Below are 22,410 nucleotides of genomic sequence, written 5' to 3' on the forward strand. Positions count from 1 at the left end.
TAGGTAACATATTCATTCTCATCTGAATACGTACATTAGCCCCCAAAAATGTGCTCCAACCTAGACAAGAGCCGTTTCCTTTAGCATTTGACTGTACAAGGAAGCTCTCACCTCAGCAGCTTTCTGCCACGTAAATAGTTCATCAACTCGTTTAATACCGTTCTCTCCAAGCTTACGCCGCAGACTCTCATCTTTCAGCAACTGTAGGATACGCTCGGAAAGCTCCGATTCAATTGCCTTCGGGTCTACTAAGTAACCTGTTTTCCCATCTTCCACAACCTCTTGAATTCCACCAATTCTCGAGGCTACGACGGGAACGCCCGTTGCCATCGCTTCTACATTGACTAGTCCGAATGCCTCATTACAGATCGAGGGTACGACGAAAACGTCAGCAATTTGAACCCATTTGGGCATTTCTTGATGCCGCACATAAGGGATGAAAGTAACATGACCATGTATAGCCTTAGCTGCTTGAATTAATTGCTTCACATATTTGGTTACTTTGGCAGAGCCATAATACGCACTACCAACGATAACCAGCTTAGCGCTGGGTTCTCGTTTTATCACCTGTTTCATCGCTTCAATGAGATGGTGTACGCCTTTCTGGGGAATTAATCTCCCCACAAACAAAATGATTTTACGCTGCTCAATATTCAGCTGCTTGCGCATTTCTGTGCGAGCTTTAAGCCCTTCTCCTGTCCACTTGGACGTAAATGCAGAGACATCTACACCTAAGTAGTGCGTGATAATTTTGTGGGCTGCACTTGGCACCTTTCTTTGCAGAAACTGTTTCAGGAAATGACTATTCACGATAATGACATCCGCAGCTAATAGACATAATCGTAAGGTCCGCTTGGAAATATAAGGCGGACTAATAAAAGATGTCGAATGGAGTACGAGACTTAAGATGCCTTGGGGATAGCGTTTGCGAAGAACGGGAAGAAATAACGGTCGATTTTCAACTTGAATAATACCTGGATGAAGCTGCGAGATCTGTTTGCTTATATGTGAAATATACGCGGATCGCCCCTGATACGGCACTCTTCGATACGATACACCGTGACGGATTTCCTTCCAAGGTTGATAAGAGGCTTTTCGTCCAAGCACGACCACAGGCATACGGCTCACTAATTGCTCTGCAGTCTTCTCAACGACCTGCTCGACAGAACTGCTAGAGCCCGATGGTATAGGGAAGGATCCAGGTGTAACGATAACGAGAACATTCGATTGGGGCTTCCGTTTAGTTTTCAATTGCTGATCCTCCTAGACGAATGAGGGGAAGCTCCACCCCATTTCTCTTCTTCCTTCTATACATATGCGGATATAGTGGCAAAGCATAGGCATCTGTCTTGGTTTTTCAATAAAGTATCTCCAATTGTACAAACCACATGACTTTCTTTTCCATAGACTAAGAGTGATTTCGTTATTGATCGAATGTGAAGGCCCGACGAAAGAGGGAGTGAAGTCAATGAGTAATCCCTATGTGGGTATTTTAGTTAACGATTCCTTGTTTGCAGGTATTCCTCTAGGGAACACACAATACGAAGCCATTCGCTTTTATGAGGATGCTGGCAAACACTTCGGCTTAACGCCTTGTTATTTTCGAATTCAAGATGTTCATTTGAAAACGATGAAAGTATATGCCTATGTACAGGAGGGCCACCAATTTAAAAGAAAATGGTCCGATCTCCCCAAAGTCATTCATAATCGTGCTATCTATTTGGACGCCGCTTCAGCTAGAGTTCTGCAAAAGTGGACAGAGCAAGGCGTAACGATCTTCAATCATTGGAACCGCTACAGCAAAATGCGCATTCATACACTGCTCATGAAAAATGAGCAAATTCGCCCACATCTTCCCTGTACATTTCCCGCTACCGTTGAAAATGTGAAAGTTATGATGGACACTTACGACTCCCTCATTATTAAGCCAACTAACTCCAGCATTGGACGCGGAGTGATGAAATTAGAAAAGCAAGGGAAAGCATGGAAACTCATCTATCCCATTAATCTAAAGCTGACCAACCGGCATTGGCGAACCTTAAGGTTTCGCCACCAATTGCCTCTGCTGCTTCGTCGAAGGATTCTCAAAAGCAACTATTTAATTCAACAATGCCTGCCTCTTGCTACGGTAAACGGATCCCCCTTTGATCTTCGCATTTCCGTTCAGCGTGGTCCTAGTGGAGATTGGGGGGTTACAGGTATAGTTGCCAAGATCGCGTCGCGTCAGCACTTCCTCACGAATGTTGCGCAAGGTGGGAAAGTAGCTTCCTTAGCCGATATATTGAATAACCACTATCCACAGCTCGATCGAGAGGCTGTATGTCTACAGTTGACGAATTTCGCTATCCTCGTCGCCCAGCATCTTAGCACCGAATTGCCAAACTTAGCAGACCTCGGACTCGATATTGCCATGACGTCTGATGGCTATCCGCTATTTATTGAATGCAACAGCAAGGATCAACGTTACAGTTTTCGCGAGGCAGAGATGCAGGATTGTTGGAAAGCCACCTACTTCAACCCTATGGGTTACGCCAAGTTCATTATTAGCGGCGGCACGCCGCCGTGCTAGTGAGCTTGGCGGGCTGAGCAAATAAGCCAAAAAAAGCACCGTATCTCCAAGTTCACTCGGAGTACGGTGCTTTTTTTGAGAGTTATATTGAATAACGACTATCCATAGCTTGATCGAGAGCTTGTACATCAACCGTTGACGGAGGGAGAGATGCTGGGGCTCACGGGAGGCGGGTCTCGGTCAGATACAGGTGCTTGGCGAGATGAGGGGCTTGCTGAGATGCTGGGGCTTGCTGAGATGCTGGGGCTTGCTGAGATGCTGGGGCTTGGCGGCAGACAGTCCTCGCTTGGACGGGGGCACCCACCTACCTTTTCGTGGGATTAACTGTAAAAAGTACAGCTATTCTCGCGAATAAATCCTCTCTGCGAAGAATAAATGGAAAACCTACAGCTATTTCCAGTCATCTTCCTCATTTACGGTGAAAACCTAGAAATTAACTACATATTTTCCATTTAAAATCAAAATTTGGATGAAAACTAGAAATTTAGATGTACATTTTCCAGTTAATTGATTACTCCATACATGTTGTCCCTAATGTAAGCCCAGTTGGCAAGATGGGCTGCATTCCAATACTGAGTTGAAGGGATAGTGGCTGTAGAGTAAAGTTCGCCTTCTGAGTTGATGGGATAGTGGCTATAAAGTAGCTAGATTGGTGGGGGCTGCATGTGCCATGTTCACCTTCCTGAGTCGATGGGATAGTGGCTATAGAATAGCTTGTTGGTGGAGGCTGCATGTGCCGCATTCACCTACCTGAGTTGAATGGATAGAAGCTGTAGAGTTGCTAGGTTGGCAGGTACCGAATGAGCAGCGTTCCCGGGCTAAGTTAATGGAGCGAGGGGGAAATAACAGCTAGTTGCATTTATCCCCCCCCACCGCTCTTCTATGTCGCGGACACTACGTAAATCACCATCACAGCACAGTGACTCTACTTCCTTACTTCGCACTAAGTGGCGCAAGCACCCGCTGAACCTCTGCATTGAGCAGCTTCGGATCCGGTGCAGTCACTGGTTGATCCTGAAGCTTATACTTCATCTTTAACTTATAGACCTGTTCCACACTCTGATCAATTGTGTCCATGGGAATCCGGCCCTCTTGAACAGCATTGCGCAATGCTTGAATAACCGCTATCGCTTTCTGCGGATCGTGACCGACCATCACGACATTGGATCCTGCGAGAACAGACTTCACGGCAGCTTCGCCCATTTCATAATTTTCCGCAATGGCGCCCATCGTCATATCATCTGTCATAATAAGTCCTTTGAATCCAAGCTCCTTGCGTAAAAGATCCGTCATGATCGTCTTCGACATCGAAGCTGGATATTTCACATCAATTTTTGGCAGCAAAATATGAGCGACCATAATCGCATCCGCCTGATGCTTGATGGCATCTGCAAATGGAATCAGCTCCAGCTTTCGCAAGCGATCGAGATCATTTTGAACAATGGGTAACCCAATATGTGAATCTACAGAAGTATCACCATGGCCTGGAAAATGCTTCACAACCGGAACGACCTTCATTTCTTGTATGCCATTCATCATTGGAATTCCAAAACTACTTACAAGCGCTGCATTTGCCCCAAACGAGCGATCACCAATTACTGGATTCTTAGGGTTACTATTGATATCCAAATCAGGCGCAAAATCCATATTAAGCCCATAGGCATTCAACTCTTTACCTAACAACTGACCGATTGTGTGAGCCAGCTCCGTTTTGCCCGACTTTCCAATCGTCTGACTTGTTGGTGTCTTGGAAATTTCATCAGGCAGACGCGTTACTCTGCCGCCTTCTTCGTCAACACCAAGCCAAAGTGGAAGCTTGTTCGCCCCATTCGCCTCCTTCAAATCATTCACTAAGCTCACTAATTGACTCGTATCTTTCACATTCGGCTTATACAGAATAATGCCACCTACATGATAGATTGCAATCAATTTACGAGATTGTTCATTTATTGTGTATTCATCGATACCCGCAATAATCAATTGCCCTAGCTTCTCATCGAGCGTCATCTTCGGGAAATTCACCGACGATGCAGGAGTTGCCGTAGGTGTAGGAGCAAGTGATGGGGTCGGTGTAGCCGTTGGTACAACAGTTGGCGAAACAGTTGCTGACGGCGTACTCGGTACGGGAGATCCACTTGGCGTAGCTTCATGACGTGTTGCGCAGCCCGACATAAGGAGCACTAACCCGCCAATAACACCAATTCTACGCATGATTTGTGGTAAATTTCGTTTCATGTTGTCACCTGCCTTTACTTTCACAGTCACTACATGTAATAGACGCACGATGCATGGAAATCGTTGAATTGCCAGTTTACTCGCTGCGAAGCTCTCTTAAAAAACAATGAAGCAACATATATATGCCATATGCCCCTAAGTACCCACCCGTGAACAAAAACAGCTTGTTCGTAAAAACAACATGGATGTTCGTCATGAAAACCGTGTCATCCTGAAGAATTTGGTACACATTCGTGGAACTAATTGCACCAAATATATACGCACATAGCACCGCTGCCCCTGTGAATATATGTTTAATGGATTGTAGTAACCATGCACTAGCCAACATGACTAGCGGAATCAAAATAACAAAAATTACGATTATTATCGACATTGTCGCGTTCACCTCTTCAACAGCATTGACGAATTTGCTGTCGAAAATACAGAAACTTACTGGGCTAATCCCAAGGAATTGAACAATAGACAATTGATTCTTTTATCTTTCTGTGGCAAGATTAGCGAAGAACCGCTAATAGGAAACTTTGTGCTGAGGCCAAAGTCCTTCCTAACCAACGAATGAACAGGAGTTTATGATCTATGTCTAAGCCTTTTTTTCGACTACTGACTGAGTTGTCTTCACGCAAATGGGTCTCCCAACTAACAGGTGCCCTTGCTCGTTCCAAAGTAAGCCGACTCTTTATCCCTCGTTTTGCCCAAACATATGGCATTCGTATTGAAGATGCTGAAAAGCATATCAAGGAGTATAGATCCCTGAATGATTTCTTCACTCGGAGATTGAAGCCAGGTTTGCGCCCCATTCATGAAGACACAACACGCGTTGTAAGTCCAGTTGATGCCATGATCACTGGTATCGGTGATATTAAAGAAGGTTTGATCGTCAATGTCAAAGGTCAAGACTACACGATCGACGAGCTGCTAAATCGCTCCCCACGGACAGTCAATTACAATAATGGCTTTTATTTCGTTCTGTATCTGAGTCCAACCGATTATCACCGAATTCATTCACCAATTTCTGGGGATATTCTAGAGAAAGAACATGTCCTTGGGAAAGTGTATCCCGTTAACGAATTCGGGCTGCGCCACATGAAACGTGTACTTAGCCGCAACGAGCGATTGATTACATTCATTCAACATGCTACTGGCGAAGTCGCTGTTGTCAAAGTCGGCGCTCTGAACGTAAGCTCCATTCAATATGTAACACCACTTCCAAAAACACTTGAACGTGGTCAAGAGCTTGCTTATTTCGAGTTCGGCTCCACAGTCGTTTTGTTATTTGAAGATGGCATGTTCGAAGCACGCCCTGATTTAAAGCTCGGCTCCAAAGTGAAAATGGGCGAAGACCTCGGACGTTTCTTAGACACCTAGTCGGGAATCAGAACCTGAGAGGAGAAACCATGGCATCCATTTCAACACCATCTCCTAACCATAGCTCGAAGAGCATGCAAGGAACGGGAGATATCAAACCTACTGTTTATCGGATTTTACTCGCTATTGGGCTTGTACATTTGCTCAATGATTCCATTCAATCCGTGATTCCGGCTATTTTCCCCATTCTGAAAGATGAAATGGGACTCAGTTACGCACAAGTCGGCTGGGTGCAATTCGCGATTAACTTTACAGCATCCATCATGCAGCCTGTTGTTGGACTCTATACGGACCGCAAGCCATCGCCCTACATGCTGCCAATTGGGATGACATCGACCTTGATCGGCATGCTGTTGCTAGCATTTGCTCATTCGTATTGGGTAGTCCTTTTGTCTGTCTGTTTTGTCGGACTTGGCTCTGCTGCCTTCCATCCGGAGGGCTCACGTGTTTCGCATATGGCAGCTGGAAATCGCAAAGGTCTCGCCCAATCGATCTTCCAAGTCGGCGGTAACGCCGGTCAGTCATTGGCTCCGATTATGACCAAATGGATCTTCATTCCGCTAGGATTGTTTGGTTCCATCTGGTTTACTGGTGTCGCGGCTATCGCGATTGCTGTCCAATTATACATAGCTCGTTGGTACAAGATTGTCCTGCAAGACGCACCCGTGAAGGCCAAAACTGTGGTAAAACGTGTTGTTAGTCCGCAGCGACGCAAGCAAGTCATGTTCGCGATCTCTGTATTAATCTTCCTTGTGTTCGTTCGTTCTTGGTATGGCGCGGCGATGAGCGGTTATTTCGCTTTCTTCCTACAAGATACATACGGGATATCCATTGACCGCGCACAAAATTTCATTTTCTTATTCCTAGCGGCTGGAGCCGTTGGTACGTTCTTTGGCGGACCGATTGCAGACCGCTTCGGGAAGCGTAATGTCATTTTCTTTTCCATGTTAGGATCAGCACCATTCGCTTTACTACTACCGCATGTGACCGTTGGTTGGGCGTACGTGTTGCTCGTGATTATCGGTGTAATTCTGTTATCTAGCTTCTCTGTTACCGTCGTGTATGCACAAATGCTTTTTCCTGGCAAAGTAGGAACGGTATCCGGCCTCATTACGGGATTAGCCTTTGGTCTTGGCGGAATCGGAAGCGTCGTGTTAGGCAACCTGTGTGATGCCATCGGAACTGGCCGTGTCATGGAATTATGCGCATTTCTCCCCTTGCTAGGCATCCTTACTTTCTTGCTTCCGACCGATCGTAAGTTGAAGGAATGGACAGAAGAACAAGCTTAACCTAATAAAAAGCAGTTCGGCACGCTGGATCAGCGTTGTACCGAACTGCTTTTTTTTCAATTAGATGTGATGAGCTTCATTTACCTCACGTTGGCTGCGGCGACGCGCAACACCTGATTCAAACGCCGCTTCCATAACGGCTTCTCTAACCTTCTCGACCACAGCGTGATTGAACACGCTCGGAATAATGTAGTACTCGTTCAGCTCGTCCTCATTCACAACAGCAGCAATTGCTTTAGCAGCAGCCAGCTTCATCTCCTGTGTAATCTTGGATGCTCGGCAGTCCAACACGCCGCGGAAAATTCCTGGAAAACAAAGCACATTGTTGATTTGATTCGGATAATCCGAACGTCCTGTTGCCATGACGCGAACATAAGGTTCTGCTTCTTCTGGCGTGATTTCCGGCGTAGGATTGGCCATTGCGAAAACAATCGGATCTGTGGCCATACGTTTCACATCATCTTGCTTCAGAACGCCTGGTCCGGAAAGACCGATGAAAATATCTGCACCTGAGATGACATCAGATAATGTACCACGTTCTAATCCAGGATTCGTATTCTCAGCGTACCACCCCCACGCCTTGTTCGTGAAATCATCGCCTCGTACGATAGCCCCTTGACGATCTACACCAATGACATTGGTAACCCCTGCTGAGAGCAACATTTTGGTACATGCAATACCTGCAGCCCCGATACCTGTGATAACTACTTTACATGACTCTAATTGCTTACCTACCAGCTTGACCGCATTTAACAGGCCAGCTAGAATAACTACCGCTGTTCCATGCTGATCATCATGAAAGACAGGAATATCAAGTTCATTAATTAAGCGTTCTTCGATTTCAAAACAACGCGGGGAAGAAATATCTTCCAAATTAATGCCGCCAAATCCTGGCGCAATCGCCTTCACTGTACGAATGATTTCTTCGGTATCTTGGGTATCCAAACAAATGGGGAACGCATCTACGCCTGCCATTTGTTTAAATAGCATTGCTTTCCCTTCCATCACGGGCATTGCCGCTTCCGGTCCAATGTTCCCAAGTCCTAAGACAGCTGTTCCATCTGAAACGACAGCAACGGTATTTCTTTTAATCGTCAAGGAATGTGCCTTACTCGGATCTTCATGGATCGCCATACAAACCCTGGCAACTCCTGGTGTATATACGCGGGATAAATCGTCCCGGTTTTTGATCGGTACTTTAGGGGTGACTTCGATTTTTCCACCCAAATGAAGCAGGAAGGTCTGATCAGACACGTTAATGATGCGGACACCTGGAATAACCTGTAGTGCTTTCGTTATTGTTTCCGTATGCTCGGGATCACTTACTTTGACTGTAATGTCACGTGTAGTCGTCGTTTTGCTAGCTCTTGTGACGTCAATCGCCACAATATCGCCGCCTGCATCACCAATGGCCGTTGCAATTCGCCCAAAGGTTACGAGTTCCTTATGTATTTCCAGTCGCACGATGACACTTGTGCCCCCACCATTTAATCCAGCCATGAAAGGATCACTCCTACGATTTGTAATTTAATTGAACACATGTTAGATGATAACATACAACCTATGACAAACAAAGTTATCGCCAAGAAGACTTATCTTGCACAGTGATAGAGACTTTTTATGGTAAGGAAAAGAGGATTTGGTAAACGCATGGCATAGATGAGCCGACCAAGTTAACACAAGCCCACCGAAATGGAACGAAGCAAGGCGATTCCTTGCCTGATTTCAGCTTCTGTTAGATGGGCATAACCGAAGCAGACTCCCGCTCTGCCTGGCGGGAGTGCGTAATTGCCGGCGTCCGTCCAGGTCACGCCGACTGCAAGGCATGCGGCTGCATAAGCTGTGTAGGTGCGCAGGTCCCCGCGCCACCACCCGAACAGATGCAGCCCACTATCGCTGTCCACCCACTCGAAGAGGGTGGACAGATGCTCCTGCAGCAGCGCCTGCAGGAGCAGGAACTTGCTCGCGTACACCCGCCGCATGCGGCGCAGGTGTCGCTCGTAGCCGCCGCTCGCCATGAAGGCGGCGAGCGAGCGCTGTTCGAGCAGCCCCGTTGGGTGCGGCTCGTATAGCCGCTTCGCGGCTACAAAAGCATCGTGCAGCGCCTCCGGCAGCACGACATAGCCGATGCGCAGGTCCTGCAGCATCGTTTTGGAAAAGGTGCCGATGTAGACCACTCGGCCTTCTTGGTCTAACACCTTGAGCGGCTCAATCGGCCGCCCGCGGTGCCTGAACTCGCTGTCATAGTCGTCTTCGACGATGACAGCGCCTTGCTCCGCCGCCCAGCGCAGCAGGTGCTGGCGGCGCTCCAGGCCCAGCACCGCCCCCGTAGGGAATTGGCGGCTGGGCGTGACGAACAGCAGCCGCGCGTTCCACGGCTGCGGGATGAGCCCATGCCCGTCCACCGCCGCGTGGACGAGCACCCCCCCAGCCGCCAGCACAGCGCGGCTGGCGCCCTGATACCCGGGGCGCTCGAGCACCACGGGATCGCCCGGGTTAACGAGCAGTTGGGTCAGCAGGGCTATCGCCTGCATCGACCCATTGACGATCACGATGCGCTCCGGAGGCGCATCGATGCCTCGCATCCGCCGCAGATGCACCGCGATCGCTTCGCGAAGCGCGTAGTGCCCCTCCGCGATGTGGGCATCCGCTTGCGGCGACTCCGTCATCTGCCGCACCTGCTCGTACATGCCGCGGTTCCATGACTCCCGCGGGAACTGATCCATTTGCGGACGCCCTACGACGAACGCAATTTCTCGTCCTTTTGGAACACGTACGGATTCCTGCTCTTTCCCACGTTCCCCACCATCATCCTCGCCTTCGCTCACGCGGACGCCCCAAGCCGACAATTCTATATGCTTCCCCACCTTGCTCTTATACATCACATAACCGTCCGCATAAACAACGAATGTACCTCTGCCAACATCCCCCTGCAAATATCCCTCAGCGATCAACATATCGTACACTTGATTCACCGTTCCCCGAGAAATACCCAGTTGTTTAGCCAAGTCTCGGCTAGAGGGCAATTTGGTATGGGACTGCAACTTATTTCCCACGATTTCATCGCGAAGCGCATGATACAATGCAGCGTATTTACTAGGATATCGTGTGCAGTACGATTGGAAAGGCAAATAAAATGCCATACACCCACCTCTATCTTTTTTTAAATGGTACATAAAAATCGAGTCATATTGGTACTTATTATGAATCCAATCATACAGTATGCTTACTATTATCACATTAAAATCATTTACGAGTAAGGAGAAATCAACCTATGAATCTATTGCCACCAACCTTAGAAGGGACCCGCGTCACCTTGCTACCCTTGCAGGAATCACATATTCCTGGTCTGATTGAAGCTGCGAACGACCCTGCTATTTGGTCATTTATGACACCCTTGCTGAATCCACCTGAGGTTCACAAATTTGTATACCAAGCGCTTAATGAGCAAGAAGCGGGGCTTGGCATTCCTTTCAGCGTCTACGATAGAGCTGCCGATACCATCGTCGGCAGTACGCGACTTTTCGACATTTCCATTCCTCATCGGAATTTGGAAATTGGCCATACCTGGTACAATTCCAATGTGTGGAGAACACGCGTAAATACAGAAAGTAAGTATTTATTGCTTCGCTACTGCTTTGAATCACTGAATCTTCTGCGTGTTCAGCTCAAAACAGACCTTCGCAACGAACGCTCCCAAGCAGCTATTGCTCGTTTAGGCGCACAAAAAGAAGGTATCCTCCGGCAGCATCGAGTGCTTCACGACGGGTATGTACGAGATACCGTTATGTTCAGCATCCTCGACAAAGAGTGGCCGCAGGTTAAGCAACAACTAGAAAGTTTTTTGATCAATTAAACCTGTGAGCAAGTGACTGGGATGCGTTCATCCAAGGCACTTGCTTCTTTTGATATCAATTCATGAGAAAACCTCTATCGAGGCCAATCGGGGATGAGCGACCGCGTTTAGAGGTAGGTTTTATCGCCAATAAGAAAGCGGTTTTCGGGAACCGAAAACTTTTACTTTCTTATATGGTAAGAAATTTGTTTAGCGCAGTGACGTGCAGGTGTGAAAGTGATATAATAACTGGGAAAAAATGAATCGCTCATTGGAAGGAATGACCCAATCTTATGAATCCTTTGGCAAGTCAGTTAAACGAGACCCTGCAACGTGAAAATTCTCACGTACATGACATGCTTTCTGCATTAGGTAAATCGATTTACTTCCCGAAAGAAGGCATTCTCAGCCAATCGGCTGAAGCGAAGGCCAAAGCTAAGAAATTCAATGCTACCATCGGTATTGCCATCGAGAATGGTCAACCCATGCATCTGAAGGTCATTCAAGATACACTCTCCACTTACAATCCTAAAGATATATATGAATATGCTCCACCGGCTGGCAAGCCTGAGCTACGCACAGCTTGGCGCAAGAAAATGCTCGAAGAAAACCCGAGCATTGGCAACAAGCTCATCGGTAATCCAATTGTGACGAATGCTCTGACACATGGATTAAGTATCGCTGCCGATCTCTTTGCAGACGTAGGTGATGCTGTCATTATTCCTGATAAAAACTGGGAAAATTACGAGCTTACTTTCGAGATCCGCCGCGGCGCTCAAATCGTAAACTATACGCTCTATAACGAAGAGGAGCGTTTTAACTCCGAAGGCTTGCGTGAGGCACTTCTTGCTCAGAAGTCCAAAGGCAAAGCAATCGTTGTTCTGAACTTCCCGAACAATCCAACGGGTTACACGCCTGATGCTCAAGACGGCAAGGCTATTGTTGCCGCGATTCAAGAAGCAGCAGAGGCAGGCATTAACGTGGTTGTCCTGACTGACGATGCCTACTTCGGTCTTTTCTTTGAAAATTCCTTGCATGAATCCTTGTTCGGTCAATTGGCTGACCTGCATCCTCGTGTGCTAGCGGTCAAAATCGACGGAGCAACCAAGGAAGAGTACGTTTGGGGCTTCCGTGTAGGCTTCATTACGTATGCAGGTCAAAGTGATGCTCTACTTAGTGCTCTCGAACAGAAAACAATGGGAATTATCCGTGCCACTATTTCCAGTGGACCGCATCCGTCCCAAACATTCGTGCTTCACGCCCTGAACTCACCAGAATTCAATGTTCAGAAGCAAGAGAAATATGAAATCATGAAAGGCCGCGCGAACCGCACTAAATCCATTCTGGATAGTGGCAAGTTCGACGATGCTTGGGGCTACTACCCTTTCAACTCCGGCTATTTCATGTGTTTAAAGCTCAAAACCGTTGAAGCTGAAGCATTGCGCGTACATTTGTTGAATCATCATGGGGTAGGCACAATCGCGCTTGGCGAGACTGATCTTCGTGTAGCCTTCTCTTGTATCGAAGAGGGTAACTTGGAAGAGCTCTTCACGATCATCTACCAAAGCGTTAAAGAAATAGAGACAGTTGCCGCAAATAAATAGGCAATAACTGGAAAAAGAGGTTTCCCAATAGCCATGTATGTGGCGGGGGAACCTCTTTTTTTGTGAGTTCATGGACTTAACAAAAAGGCATGATATGCTCATACCCTGTCACCGATCCACTCTCTCCCGCTCGAACCTAAACAGTAGATTTGAAATGTACTTACATCATTTCGTTGTTATCACGATGCAACCTCGATGGTGTCGTCTGCAGCCACCTAACTGCAGGTACAATGAGAATGGCCACAGCTGCTAACACGCCGATCGCTGCAATTCTATTCCCTAGCAAGAGTTGAACAATCAGGGAGAGCACGATGCCCCCTAAATTACCAAACAGCAGCAGCAAGCCTGTAACGACGCCGACCGACTGCGGATCGGATTTGGCTTCCGCCAATGAGAGCATCACAGGCAAATCCGCAAGCAGCAGAAAGCCGCACATTGCTAACAAGGAGATGAACATCCATTGTGGCATCCCGACGGCAAGTCCGATCAGAAGAAGCACGCTCGCAATGAGTGAAAAGCATACAACCACCCGCGCGCGCTGACCGCGCAGTGCCCATTGTGGAACAACCGCAGCGCCGATGATACCTGCTGCGGTCATAACCCCAATGCCAATGCCTACTTGCTGGGCATTGTAGCCGATCGCGCTGGCCAGCACTTCGAGCCATGTCGCCAGCGTAATGAAAATGCCGAAGCCTGCGAACAGCAGCAGGCTGAACAGTCGTACCCATCGCTGCGACCAGAGTGTCGCAATTGCGCCGAACCCGAACGTGCTGCTCGTTGCAGCAGCCGCACCGACCTCGAAGACTGGCGCACGCCTTAGCGCCAGCCCCATGGCTGCTGCGGCGATCACCCCGATCGCGCCTTGTATCCACAGGACAGCTGACATCCCCTGCCATGTCAGCAGAAAGGGATCGGTGACGGTAGAGAGAAGGATACCGACGAACAAACTGGCCGTTCCAGCCGCAATCGCAGTAGCGCGTTGTTCTGGACGAACATAGAGTACAGCTAATTTGTTCACGCTATTGAGGACAAGCGGCTGTCCAATGGCGATCACAAGCTGCCCGATCAAAGCATATTCGTAGCCAGGCAGTATGCGAATAAGCGCTCCGATTCCAGTTAACGCACCGCCAATGAGCAGCGATCCGCGAAACCAACGATCCGCAGCCTGGCCGAATGGCACTGACAGCAGTACATAGACGAGTGGAAATACGAGAGATAACCAGCCTACGGCATCGACAGAAACATGCCACTCGCTGGAAGCCGCCGTTGTAATCGGCGTGAACGTTACCCATAGCAGTTGAGTCACCGCCGCTAACACGGCATACGCAGTGACAACTGACCAACGAGATCGAGGCATACTTGCACTTGTCTCCCTCATCCAGAATCCTCCCTCTTCCCTTGTCCCTTGACAAGGTTACCCCGTCACACCGAAAATCTGATCCAGATACCCATTGCGCATAATACCATCGGGATCCAATTCCTCTCGTGATCGGCAAAATGCTTGCCACATGGGATACCTTTCTGCCAAGTCCGCTGAACGAAGCGAATGCATTTTACCCCAATGCGGTCTGCCGCCATGCTTTAGAAAAATGTCTTCCATCCCTGCAAAATAGCCCTCATGCGGCATCCCCTTATACATGTGAATCGCAATGTAGGAAGAATCTCTACCGAACGCTGGACTTAACCAGATATCGTCACCTTTGGCATAACGGCATTCAATAGGAAAATGCACATTATAGCCGTCCTTCACCATTTTCTCACGCATTTCTTCTATGACGGTGGGCATCGCTTCTGCTGGGAGATTGTATTCCATCTCATTAAAACGAACGAGTCTTTGCGTCGCGAACAAGCGATGACTGTAATCCACTTTGCTCCCCACTGGTACTTGCGAGGCAGATATCCGGCTCACCATCCGACTGAGCTTAGGAACCTTACGACAGAGTTCGGACAACAGACCGAAAACTGTATTCTCGATCAGGACATCCCCTACGTACTCGCGTACCTTGCGGCTTGTCACCGCACGATCTGTGGGATTCATGAATTTCAGCTGACATGGATCCGCGTAAGGAAACCAATAAAATTCAAAATGCCGATGCCCCCGCGCGATATCGGGTAACTCTTGCAAGCATTGTTTCAGCGGCATGCGCTTGCTTTCATACATCATTTTGTAAGCAGTTTGGAGACGTAGCGTCACTTGCACGATGATACCCAACGCCCCAATGGAGATCTGCATCGCTTTGAACAAATCAGGGTGAGTTGCGTGTGTACACGTGATAACTTCTCCAGCGCCAGTCACCATTGTCACTCCAACCACCTGCGTTGCTATGTTGCCAAATTGCTGCCCCGTTCCATGCGTACCCGTGCTAATCGCACCCGCGATGGACTGTACATCGATATCGCCAAGATTCTCCTGCGCTAGCCCATGCAAGAACAACAGTTCGCCAAGTAATTTGAGTTTCGTGCCTGCCCACACCGTCGCGGTCAGCTCCTCCACATCTACCTCTATTAGGCCTTGCATGTGGTCCAGTGAGATCAACACATCATCTGATGCCGCAATTGGGGTAAAAGAATGTCCCGTACCGACGACCCGTAGCCTGCGCCCCTCGCGTCTGCATAGCCTTACTGCATCAACCACCGCTTCAATGCTCTCCGGATAAAGCACGGTCTGAGGGGATGCCTGCACAATACCTGACCAATTCGTCCATGTCCCTGATTTGCCCATCATAGAAAACACGCCCCCATACCACGATACGTAGGATATGTACTTACAATGTTGCCTTGTGAAACGGCATATAACATAAGGAATCGCTCACACAGCTCTCCTGCCTTCGCATGACGGAAAAATACTGGATCCCCCAGCTCCAACTGGACATCGCCTCGTATTCGTAGCGGTGTTTGCACTTCTCCTGCTCCCTCTAAAGGAAATAGCTCCAGCCCCTCCGGTAAATATGGCTTAGGCCGTTTGTCTATACCAGTCGGCCCTGAAGCCGTATAACCGCCGCCCATACAGGTCACGATATTCGGCTGCGGACGTCGCACCACCTCTACGGCATACCCGGCAGCAGGCTGGTAACGAAAGGACTTGTAGTTGTCGAATAAGCCTGGTGCGTAAAAGCCTGAGCCCGCCGTAATCTCCGTCACACACGCCTCTTCGCGCGAGCTATCCATACTTCCCGTCCCACCCGCATTGACGAATCGCAGCTGTACCCCCATCGCCTCAATTCCACGCGTCACTTCTGCTCTCCACTTCGCCGCTTTGCCAATGGAGCTTTTTTTCAACCTGCGGATTAGCGCATTTTTTAGCACCTGCCCAGGTACCTGATCGCCAACACCTGCAATCTGCGCCTCGTACCCCATAATACCTGCAAGCCGCAGCCAATGCTCCCCTACAATCCGTTCAGCCACTGGGCGAACCTGTTCCCATCGTGTCAAAGGTGATCGCCATACGCCGAAGTGTAACCCAGGATAATCCGTCGACATATCGATGTCGATACAAAGGGGTACAATCACCTGCTCTGCCCGCGCCAGCCGCCCAATGTGTTCAACATGCTCGATACAATCGACCATGATTGTTATCGTCTTCCCTTCGCGGATCAGCGAAATCACATCTTGTAGTGCCTCCGCATGCCACTGCGGATAACCTAGCAATAGATCATCAAACCCCTGTCTCGCTAAAAAAGCAGCCTCCGCCGCCGTATAACACATAATCCCCTGATATACGTCGTCCCCTGCCATAATACGGCGAAGCACTTCTGGACAGCGAATCGACTTGCTCGCCACCCTTACTTTTTTCCCTCCCGCTTCCTTCGCAATCGCCTTTATGTTCGCATCCAGCAAATCCAAATCAACGAAAGCAAATGGCTTTGGTACGTCCTTGAAAATCTGTTTATAGTACTCGTAGGATCCTGTCGTCATGAGACTCCCTCTTCCTAATTGATCCGTTACGGCTTCGTCAGCCTCCGAATGATTTTCAAGCCAATTTTACTAGAAGGATAGCGAAAAGGAATATCGAACTTCGTCGTCTGCTTTAAGATACTTTTCATATGCGAAAAGATGTGAAAGCTCATCTCGCCGTGATAGCTGCCCATACCGCTCTCACCGACACCGCCGACAGGCAGATGTGTAGAGCCGAAGTGCATCAGCGTATCATTGACACAACCGCCGCCGAATGATAGTCGCTCCAGCAGGGTATCTTGCACCTTTTTATCCTCCGAAAAAACATACAACGCCAGCGGCTTCGGCCGAGCTTGAATCCTGCCTATCACTTCCTCAAGACTGTCATAGGTGAGTACAGGAAGAATAGGGCCGAAAATCTCCTCTTGCATCACGGGCATTTCCCAGGTAATATCCTCAAGCACCGTTGGTTCAATTTGCAGCGAGAGATCGTTAGCCAATCCACCAATAGCAACCTTTCCCTCATTCAAAAAGTGACGTAACCGCTCATAATGGCGGCGGGAAATGATTTTGCCATAATCGGGGCTTTGCAGCGGTTTGCTTCCATAAAACGAAACAATGGCTTCTTGTAAGTAAGCCAGCAGCTTCGATTTCACGCTCCTATGCACGAATAGATAGTCGGGAGCCACGCAGGTCTGCCCTGCATTGGAGAACTTCCCGAAAGCGATTCGCTGTGCGGCCAACTTCAAATGCGCGTCATCGTGTACGATGCAGGGGCTCTTGCCGCCAAGTTCTAATGTGACTCGTGAGAGATGTTTCGCTGCCGCCTCCATCACGATTTTCCCGACGGCGACACTGCCTGTAAAAAAGATCTTGTCAAACGGCTGCTCCAGCAACGCATGACTTTCTTCCACGCCGCCTTCCACAACCGCAATATAGTGAGGTTCGAAGGCAGCACGCAATATCGAAGCCATCACAGCGGATACGGCTGGAGCTAGCTCGGAAGGCTTTAACACAGCCGTATTGCCAGCGGCAATCGCTCCCACTAGCGGGTCAATAGCCAGCATAAATGGATAATTCCATGGCGCAATGATGAGCGCCGCACCAAGCGGTTCAGGGATGATGTAACTTCGGCTTCCCGAATGTGTCATTGGTGTTTTCACCTTTTTCGGCTTCATCCAACGTTTCAAATGCTTAATGACATGGGCGATTTCTTGATACACGATGCTGATCTCGAACGCGTACGCTTCCTTCTCTCCCTTATTCAAATCGGTGCGAAGTGCCTGAATAATATCGGATTCACGTTCAACAATCGCTTGCTTGAGCTTTTTAAGCTGGGCAAGCCGGAAATCCAGTCCTCGCGTGGCACCGGTGAGATAATAACTTTTTTGCTGCTCCATCAATTGGCTTAACGCCATTCGGCTCTCCCCCTATGAGATATGGATATCCCGGTTACAACCACTTCGCAAAATTGAAAACGCTTACAAATTACAGCGGTTAATAAATATTTATTTCTATTATCTTACCACCGCAATCCCCAAAGTGACAACAGCGCGAAGATGAAGAAGATCTCTCTTCTTACGCGGCAGCCAATCCGCTTCTATTCCGTGCGGAACCCATGCGCCGTCTTTTACGCGTTGATCGACTCAGTACGCTTTGGACCGTAAATCATGTATTCCACCTTTTTCCATTTAAATCAAACTTCTACATTTTTTATTGACAGTGGTTGAATTATAGTTATAGGGTATAAATTAAAGACATGGTTTTAGGAGGAGAACAACTTTGTCCGTAGAAATTAACGACTTCTTAGTTCCTGATATCGGTTACTTAATATATAGAAAGTGCACACCAACATGGGAGATCGCCAAAAATGAAATCTCATTTTGTGACATTACCTATGTCATAGAAGGCAGAGGTATCTATATAATTAATGGCGTGCAGTACGAAGTGAAACGTGGTGATCTTCTTTGCATTCCACACGGAAGTGTTCGTATGGCCCATTGCATCGTCGATGACCTTATGAACGTGTATTCCGCGAACTTCAAACTCTATGACATGAACGGACATCAAGCTAACCTGCCTCTTCCTTTACTGACGCACATCGGAGTTAAAAGCGACCTCATCGGGCTCTTTCGCGAGCTATCCAATGCTTGGGTTCGTAAAGAAATTGGGTATCGGACCAAAACCAGAGGTCTGCTGCTTGTCATTATGCATAGATTGTATGAGCTGATTCTCTTAAAAAAAGATCCCACAAGATCAGACTATCGGGTAAAAAAGGCGATTAACTATATCTCCGAAAACTACACAAGCAATGTTACTGTCAAGGAACTTTCCAATCTCGTAGGCCTCAATACGGTATACTTTGGGGCACTATTTAAAAATGAAACGGGCATGCTGGTCAATCAATATTTGACCCAAACGAGAATTAATCATGCAGAGGACATGCTGCAAAATGGCGAATGCAATGTTACTGAAGCCGCAGATCGTTGCGGATATAGCGATCTGTCACACTTTCGCAAGCAATTTAAAATGATTAAAGGCTATTCGCCATCACAATGTCTCAGACATCAACCTGACTAGCGTCCGCTAGTCTTTTTTTTGCAAATAATATCTTTAATTAGGCATTGTTAACTATAGTCAGACTATTGTTGGAAGGTATCTTCAGTGCTAAATTCTTAACAGAGAGACAAAAGCGTTTATGAAAACGCTCTAATTTTTTGATAGAGGTGCACCATGGAACACACGAGACGTATATATTCTGAATACAATGCTTGGCTGCAGCCAAAATTCTATCTAGCGTCTAAAGCTTTACGAATTCGTGCAGATTTCGATTTAGATTTTATCCATCAAGAATGTCATCTAGGTCTAATTCGTCTATGGGGAGAAATTCAAGATAGTGCTGCGTACACGCTGCAATTGAAAATGGATGACTTGGAGCCTGAGGCTTTTTCACTCACCCCTCTGATAAATGGGTTCGAGATCGCAGGCGGCAGTAAAACGGGGCTCTTATATGGTGTTTATCGCTTCCTTAATCGTCTTGCCGCTGGAGAAAACATAGAAAAAATACAAGAACGCTCCGCCCCCCAAGTGGACTATCGCATTATTAATCATTGGGACAACATGGATGGACACATTGAACGGGGGTATGCCGGTCATTCTTTCTTTTTCCACAATCATAAATTTGATTACGATGAAGAAAGAATCATCACGTATGCCCGAATGATGGCCTCCATCGGTATTAATGGGATTTGCATTAACAATGTGAATGTAAACAAAGTAAGCGCTGGTCTGATAGCCGAACCACATCTTTCTGACTTGGCTGAACTAGCTGCCCTATTTAGACCATTTGGCATCCGATTATTGGTATCCGTCCACTTCGATGCACCGATGATCGTTGGCGGGCTTACAACCTCTGATCCGCTGGACGCGGGAGTAAAGGAGTTTTGGCAAGCTCAATCCACGGTTGTATACACTAAGATCCCAGACTTTTTAGGTTATTTAGTGAAAGCGGATTCAGAATTTAGAGGCGGCCCCGAGGCCTTTGGACGAACTCAGGCAGACGGTGCTAATACGATTGCCGCAGCGGTCGCTCCCTTTGGAGGGTTAGTCTTTTGGCGATGCTTTGTGTATAACTGCCAGCAGGACTGGCGAGACCAGCAAACCGATCGTCCGATGGCAGCTTATAAACATTTTCAGCCTCTGGATGGTACGTTTGATGAGAATGTCATTCTTCAAATTAAAAATGGACCTGTCGATTTTCAAACAAGAGAGCCCGTATCGCCTCTATTTTCAAGCCTTAAAAACACTCGCGAAGCTATTGAGTTTCAAATTGCTCAGGAATACACTGGCCAGCAAATCGACCTCTTCAGTCTGGCTGTTCAGTGGGAGGAAATTTTGACAACGGAAATTGACAAAGGCAAGCAATTGAAGAGCTTGTTTGGTCAAGAAATCGTTGCGGTGACAGCGGTTACAAACACAGGCAATAATATGAACTGGACTGGGAACACCCTTGCACAGTGCAATCTGTATGCCTTCGGGAGAATCGCGTGGAATCCCGACCTTACTGCGAAAGAGCTGATTCGTGAGTGGATTCAGATCACGTTCGAAACAAATGAGCTCGGATGCCTAACGATGGAGGAGATGCTGCTTACATCACGAGGGATTTACGAGAGCTATACAGCCCCACTTGGGATTGGTTTTATGGTAAACCCTAATTCTCACTACGGGCCTAATGTTGACGGCTATGAGTTCTCACATTGGGGGACGTATCATAGAGCAAGCTTTGATGCGATCGGTGTCGATCGAACTTCCAAAGGAACGGGATTTACACTGCAATATCCAGAGTCGCTGCAAAGGAAATATGACGATATCACAAGTTGTCCGGAGGAGCTTTTACTGTTTTTCCATCGTGTTCGTTACGACTACAAAATGAAAGACGGACGCACATTGCTTCAATATATGTATGATAGTCACTTTGAAGGTGCTCAGCAAGCTGAGGCCTTGTTACAAGCCTGGGAAACTCTGGAGAACCGAGTGCCACAGGAGACTTTTAACTCGGTGAAAGAGCGGCTTAAACGTCAACTTCGCAATGCTCGTGAGTGGCGAGATCAAGTAAATACGTATTTCTATCGCAAAACAGGCATTAACGATGACAAGGGAAGGCAAATTTATATGTAAGGCGGTCCGAATATGGTAATTACAAATAAGAGTCCATCCCTCAGGTACATGAAACGTTACTGGATACTCTACGTGATGTTGGTTCTCCCAATGGCCTTCTTTATCATTTTCCGTTACATACCTATGGGCTACATTCAAATTGCATTCAAAAATTATAGCATTGTAAAAAGCCCCTCGGAGATGGAATGGGCGGGAAATAATGGGTTCGAATATTTTATTCAAGCCTTCTCTAATCGCGACTTTCTGTATTCACTTCGAAACACCATCGGGCTTAACTTTCTTGACTTACTGTTCGGCTTCCCTGCACCTATTTTGCTGGCCATTCTCTTAAATGAGCTCGCTTTCAAACGTTTTAAACGATTCACTCAAACGATTGTATATATGCCACACTTTTTATCATGGATTATCATTTCAGGTATGGCACTCCAGCTTTTTGCACCGACTACTGGACTTATCAACATCCTGCTAAATAAAATGGGCTTTGCCTCCATTCCATTTCTGAATGAACCTGGGCATTGGGTCGTCACCTACATTGTATTGGGCATATGGCAAAGCTGCGGGTGGAATACCATCATCTATCTGGCAGCCATCACAGGGATCAACCCAGAATTGTACGAAGCCTCCTCGGTGGATGGAGCAAGTCGTTTGCGCAATATTTGGCACATTACGCTGCCAGGTCTTCGTCCTACGATCATTATTATGTTGATTCTAAGCCTTGGACGTATTTTGGGCAGTGAATTTGATAGACCTTACGCACTCAGCAATAAACTTGTCACAGAAGTTTCTAACGTTATTTCCATATTCGTATACAACAACGGTATTCGTGGTTTGCAATTCTCTCTCACCACTGCCGTCGGTATATTTCAGTCTGTCGTGTGCGTCATCTTTTTGTTTGCGGCAAACGCTTTGGCGAAAAAATTTGGCGAACGTGGCATCTGGTAG

The 22,410-nt window shown here is 47.6% G+C and carries 18 protein-coding genes; 9 read left to right on the forward strand and 9 right to left on the reverse strand.

Features of this window, described 5'->3' with window-relative positions:
* Positions 1–60: 60 nt before the first annotated feature.
* A complete protein-coding gene (locus A8708_RS13130) occupies positions 61–1,251 on the reverse strand; it encodes a glycosyltransferase family 4 protein (RefSeq protein ID WP_068664030.1) in 1,191 nt (396 codons plus the stop codon).
* Positions 1,252–1,468: 217 nt separating this feature from the next.
* Between A8708_RS13130 and A8708_RS13135 the strand changes: the two genes are divergently transcribed.
* Together A8708_RS13135 and A8708_RS35440 are read left to right on the forward strand one after the other, a co-directional pair.
* A complete protein-coding gene (locus A8708_RS13135; RefSeq protein ID WP_068664032.1) occupies positions 1,469–2,569 on the forward strand; it encodes a YheC/YheD family endospore coat-associated protein in 1,101 nt (366 codons plus the stop codon).
* Between the two features lie 150 nt (positions 2,570–2,719).
* Positions 2,720–2,893 (forward strand): hypothetical protein, encoded by a 174-nt coding sequence (locus A8708_RS35440; protein ID WP_157264750.1) that lies wholly within the window; start codon positions 2,720–2,722, stop codon positions 2,891–2,893.
* 609 nt (positions 2,894–3,502) lie between these two features.
* Here A8708_RS35440 and nagZ read toward each other — a convergent pair.
* Both nagZ and A8708_RS13145 read right to left on the reverse strand, forming a co-directional pair.
* Positions 3,503–4,804, reverse strand: a complete 1,302-nt coding sequence (gene nagZ / locus A8708_RS13140) for a beta-N-acetylhexosaminidase (protein ID WP_068664034.1) — start codon at positions 4,802–4,804, stop codon at positions 3,503–3,505.
* 76 nt (positions 4,805–4,880) lie between these two features.
* A complete protein-coding gene (locus tag A8708_RS13145; protein WP_068664035.1) occupies positions 4,881–5,177 on the reverse strand; it encodes a hypothetical protein in 297 nt (98 codons plus the stop codon).
* A 203-nt stretch (positions 5,178–5,380) separates the two neighbouring features.
* Here A8708_RS13145 and asd point away from each other — a divergent pair, with 203 nt between their 5' ends.
* Both asd and A8708_RS13155 read left to right on the forward strand, forming a co-directional pair.
* Positions 5,381–6,169, forward strand: a complete 789-nt coding sequence (gene asd / locus A8708_RS13150) for an archaetidylserine decarboxylase (protein ID WP_068664037.1) — start codon at positions 5,381–5,383, stop codon at positions 6,167–6,169.
* Positions 6,170–6,243: 74 nt separating this feature from the next.
* Positions 6,244–7,458 (forward strand): MFS transporter, encoded by a 1,215-nt coding sequence (locus A8708_RS13155; RefSeq protein WP_239696666.1) that lies wholly within the window; start codon positions 6,244–6,246, stop codon positions 7,456–7,458.
* 60 nt (positions 7,459–7,518) lie between these two features.
* On the opposite strand, the gene A8708_RS13160 is transcribed toward A8708_RS13155, so the two are convergent.
* Both A8708_RS13160 and pdxR read right to left on the reverse strand, forming a co-directional pair.
* Positions 7,519–8,958, reverse strand: a complete 1,440-nt coding sequence (locus A8708_RS13160) for an NAD-dependent malic enzyme (protein WP_068664041.1) — start codon at positions 8,956–8,958, stop codon at positions 7,519–7,521.
* 173 nt (positions 8,959–9,131) lie between these two features.
* Complete coding sequence (gene pdxR / locus A8708_RS13165; RefSeq protein WP_338044194.1) at positions 9,132–10,634, reverse strand: MocR-like pyridoxine biosynthesis transcription factor PdxR; 1,503 nt, start codon at positions 10,632–10,634, stop codon at positions 9,132–9,134.
* Between the two features lie 98 nt (positions 10,635–10,732).
* Between pdxR and A8708_RS13170 the strand changes: the two genes are divergently transcribed.
* Together A8708_RS13170 and A8708_RS13175 are read left to right on the forward strand one after the other, a co-directional pair.
* Positions 10,733–11,314: a GNAT family N-acetyltransferase gene (locus A8708_RS13170; RefSeq protein ID WP_068664045.1), complete on the forward strand. Its 582-nt coding sequence runs from the start codon at positions 10,733–10,735 to the stop codon at positions 11,312–11,314.
* A 272-nt stretch (positions 11,315–11,586) separates the two neighbouring features.
* Positions 11,587–12,897 carry an aminotransferase class I/II-fold pyridoxal phosphate-dependent enzyme gene (locus A8708_RS13175; RefSeq protein ID WP_068664046.1) on the forward strand — a complete coding sequence of 437 codons (1,311 nt, stop codon included), beginning with the start codon at positions 11,587–11,589 and terminating at the stop codon, positions 12,895–12,897.
* Positions 12,898–13,057: 160 nt separating this feature from the next.
* Here the strand turns inward: A8708_RS13175 and A8708_RS13180 are convergent, their stop codons facing one another.
* From A8708_RS13180 to A8708_RS13195, 4 genes are read right to left on the reverse strand one after another with little or no spacing between them, the layout of a single operon-like run.
* A complete protein-coding gene (locus A8708_RS13180) occupies positions 13,058–14,275 on the reverse strand; it encodes an MFS transporter (RefSeq protein WP_068664048.1) in 1,218 nt (405 codons plus the stop codon).
* Between the two features lie 36 nt (positions 14,276–14,311).
* Positions 14,312–15,622 carry a D-arabinono-1,4-lactone oxidase gene (locus A8708_RS13185; RefSeq protein ID WP_068664050.1) on the reverse strand — a complete coding sequence of 437 codons (1,311 nt, stop codon included), beginning with the start codon at positions 15,620–15,622 and terminating at the stop codon, positions 14,312–14,314.
* Positions 15,619–16,812: an amino acid deaminase/aldolase gene (locus A8708_RS13190; protein ID WP_068664052.1), complete on the reverse strand. Its 1,194-nt coding sequence runs from the start codon at positions 16,810–16,812 to the stop codon at positions 15,619–15,621. The genes A8708_RS13185 and A8708_RS13190 overlap by 4 nt, the downstream gene beginning before the upstream one ends.
* Before the next feature lie 26 nt (positions 16,813–16,838).
* Positions 16,839–18,209, reverse strand: a complete 1,371-nt coding sequence (locus A8708_RS13195) for an aldehyde dehydrogenase (RefSeq protein WP_068664053.1) — start codon at positions 18,207–18,209, stop codon at positions 16,839–16,841.
* Positions 18,210–18,573: 364 nt separating this feature from the next.
* Here A8708_RS13195 and A8708_RS13200 point away from each other — a divergent pair, with 364 nt between their 5' ends.
* The 3 genes from A8708_RS13200 (at position 18,574) to A8708_RS13210 (ending at position 22,410) form a co-directional block, all read left to right on the forward strand.
* Positions 18,574–19,371 carry an AraC family transcriptional regulator gene (locus A8708_RS13200; protein ID WP_068664055.1) on the forward strand — a complete coding sequence of 266 codons (798 nt, stop codon included), beginning with the start codon at positions 18,574–18,576 and terminating at the stop codon, positions 19,369–19,371.
* A gap of 153 nt (positions 19,372–19,524) precedes the next feature.
* A complete protein-coding gene (locus A8708_RS13205; protein ID WP_068664056.1) occupies positions 19,525–21,468 on the forward strand; it encodes a hypothetical protein in 1,944 nt (647 codons plus the stop codon).
* 12 nt (positions 21,469–21,480) lie between these two features.
* Positions 21,481–22,410 carry an ABC transporter permease gene (locus A8708_RS13210; RefSeq protein WP_068664057.1) on the forward strand — a complete coding sequence of 310 codons (930 nt, stop codon included), beginning with the start codon at positions 21,481–21,483 and terminating at the stop codon, positions 22,408–22,410.

It is taken from the genome of Paenibacillus oryzisoli (assembly GCF_001653565.1).
GTDB classification, from domain to species: Bacteria; Bacillota; Bacilli; order Paenibacillales; family NBRC-103111; genus Paenibacillus_E; species Paenibacillus_E oryzisoli.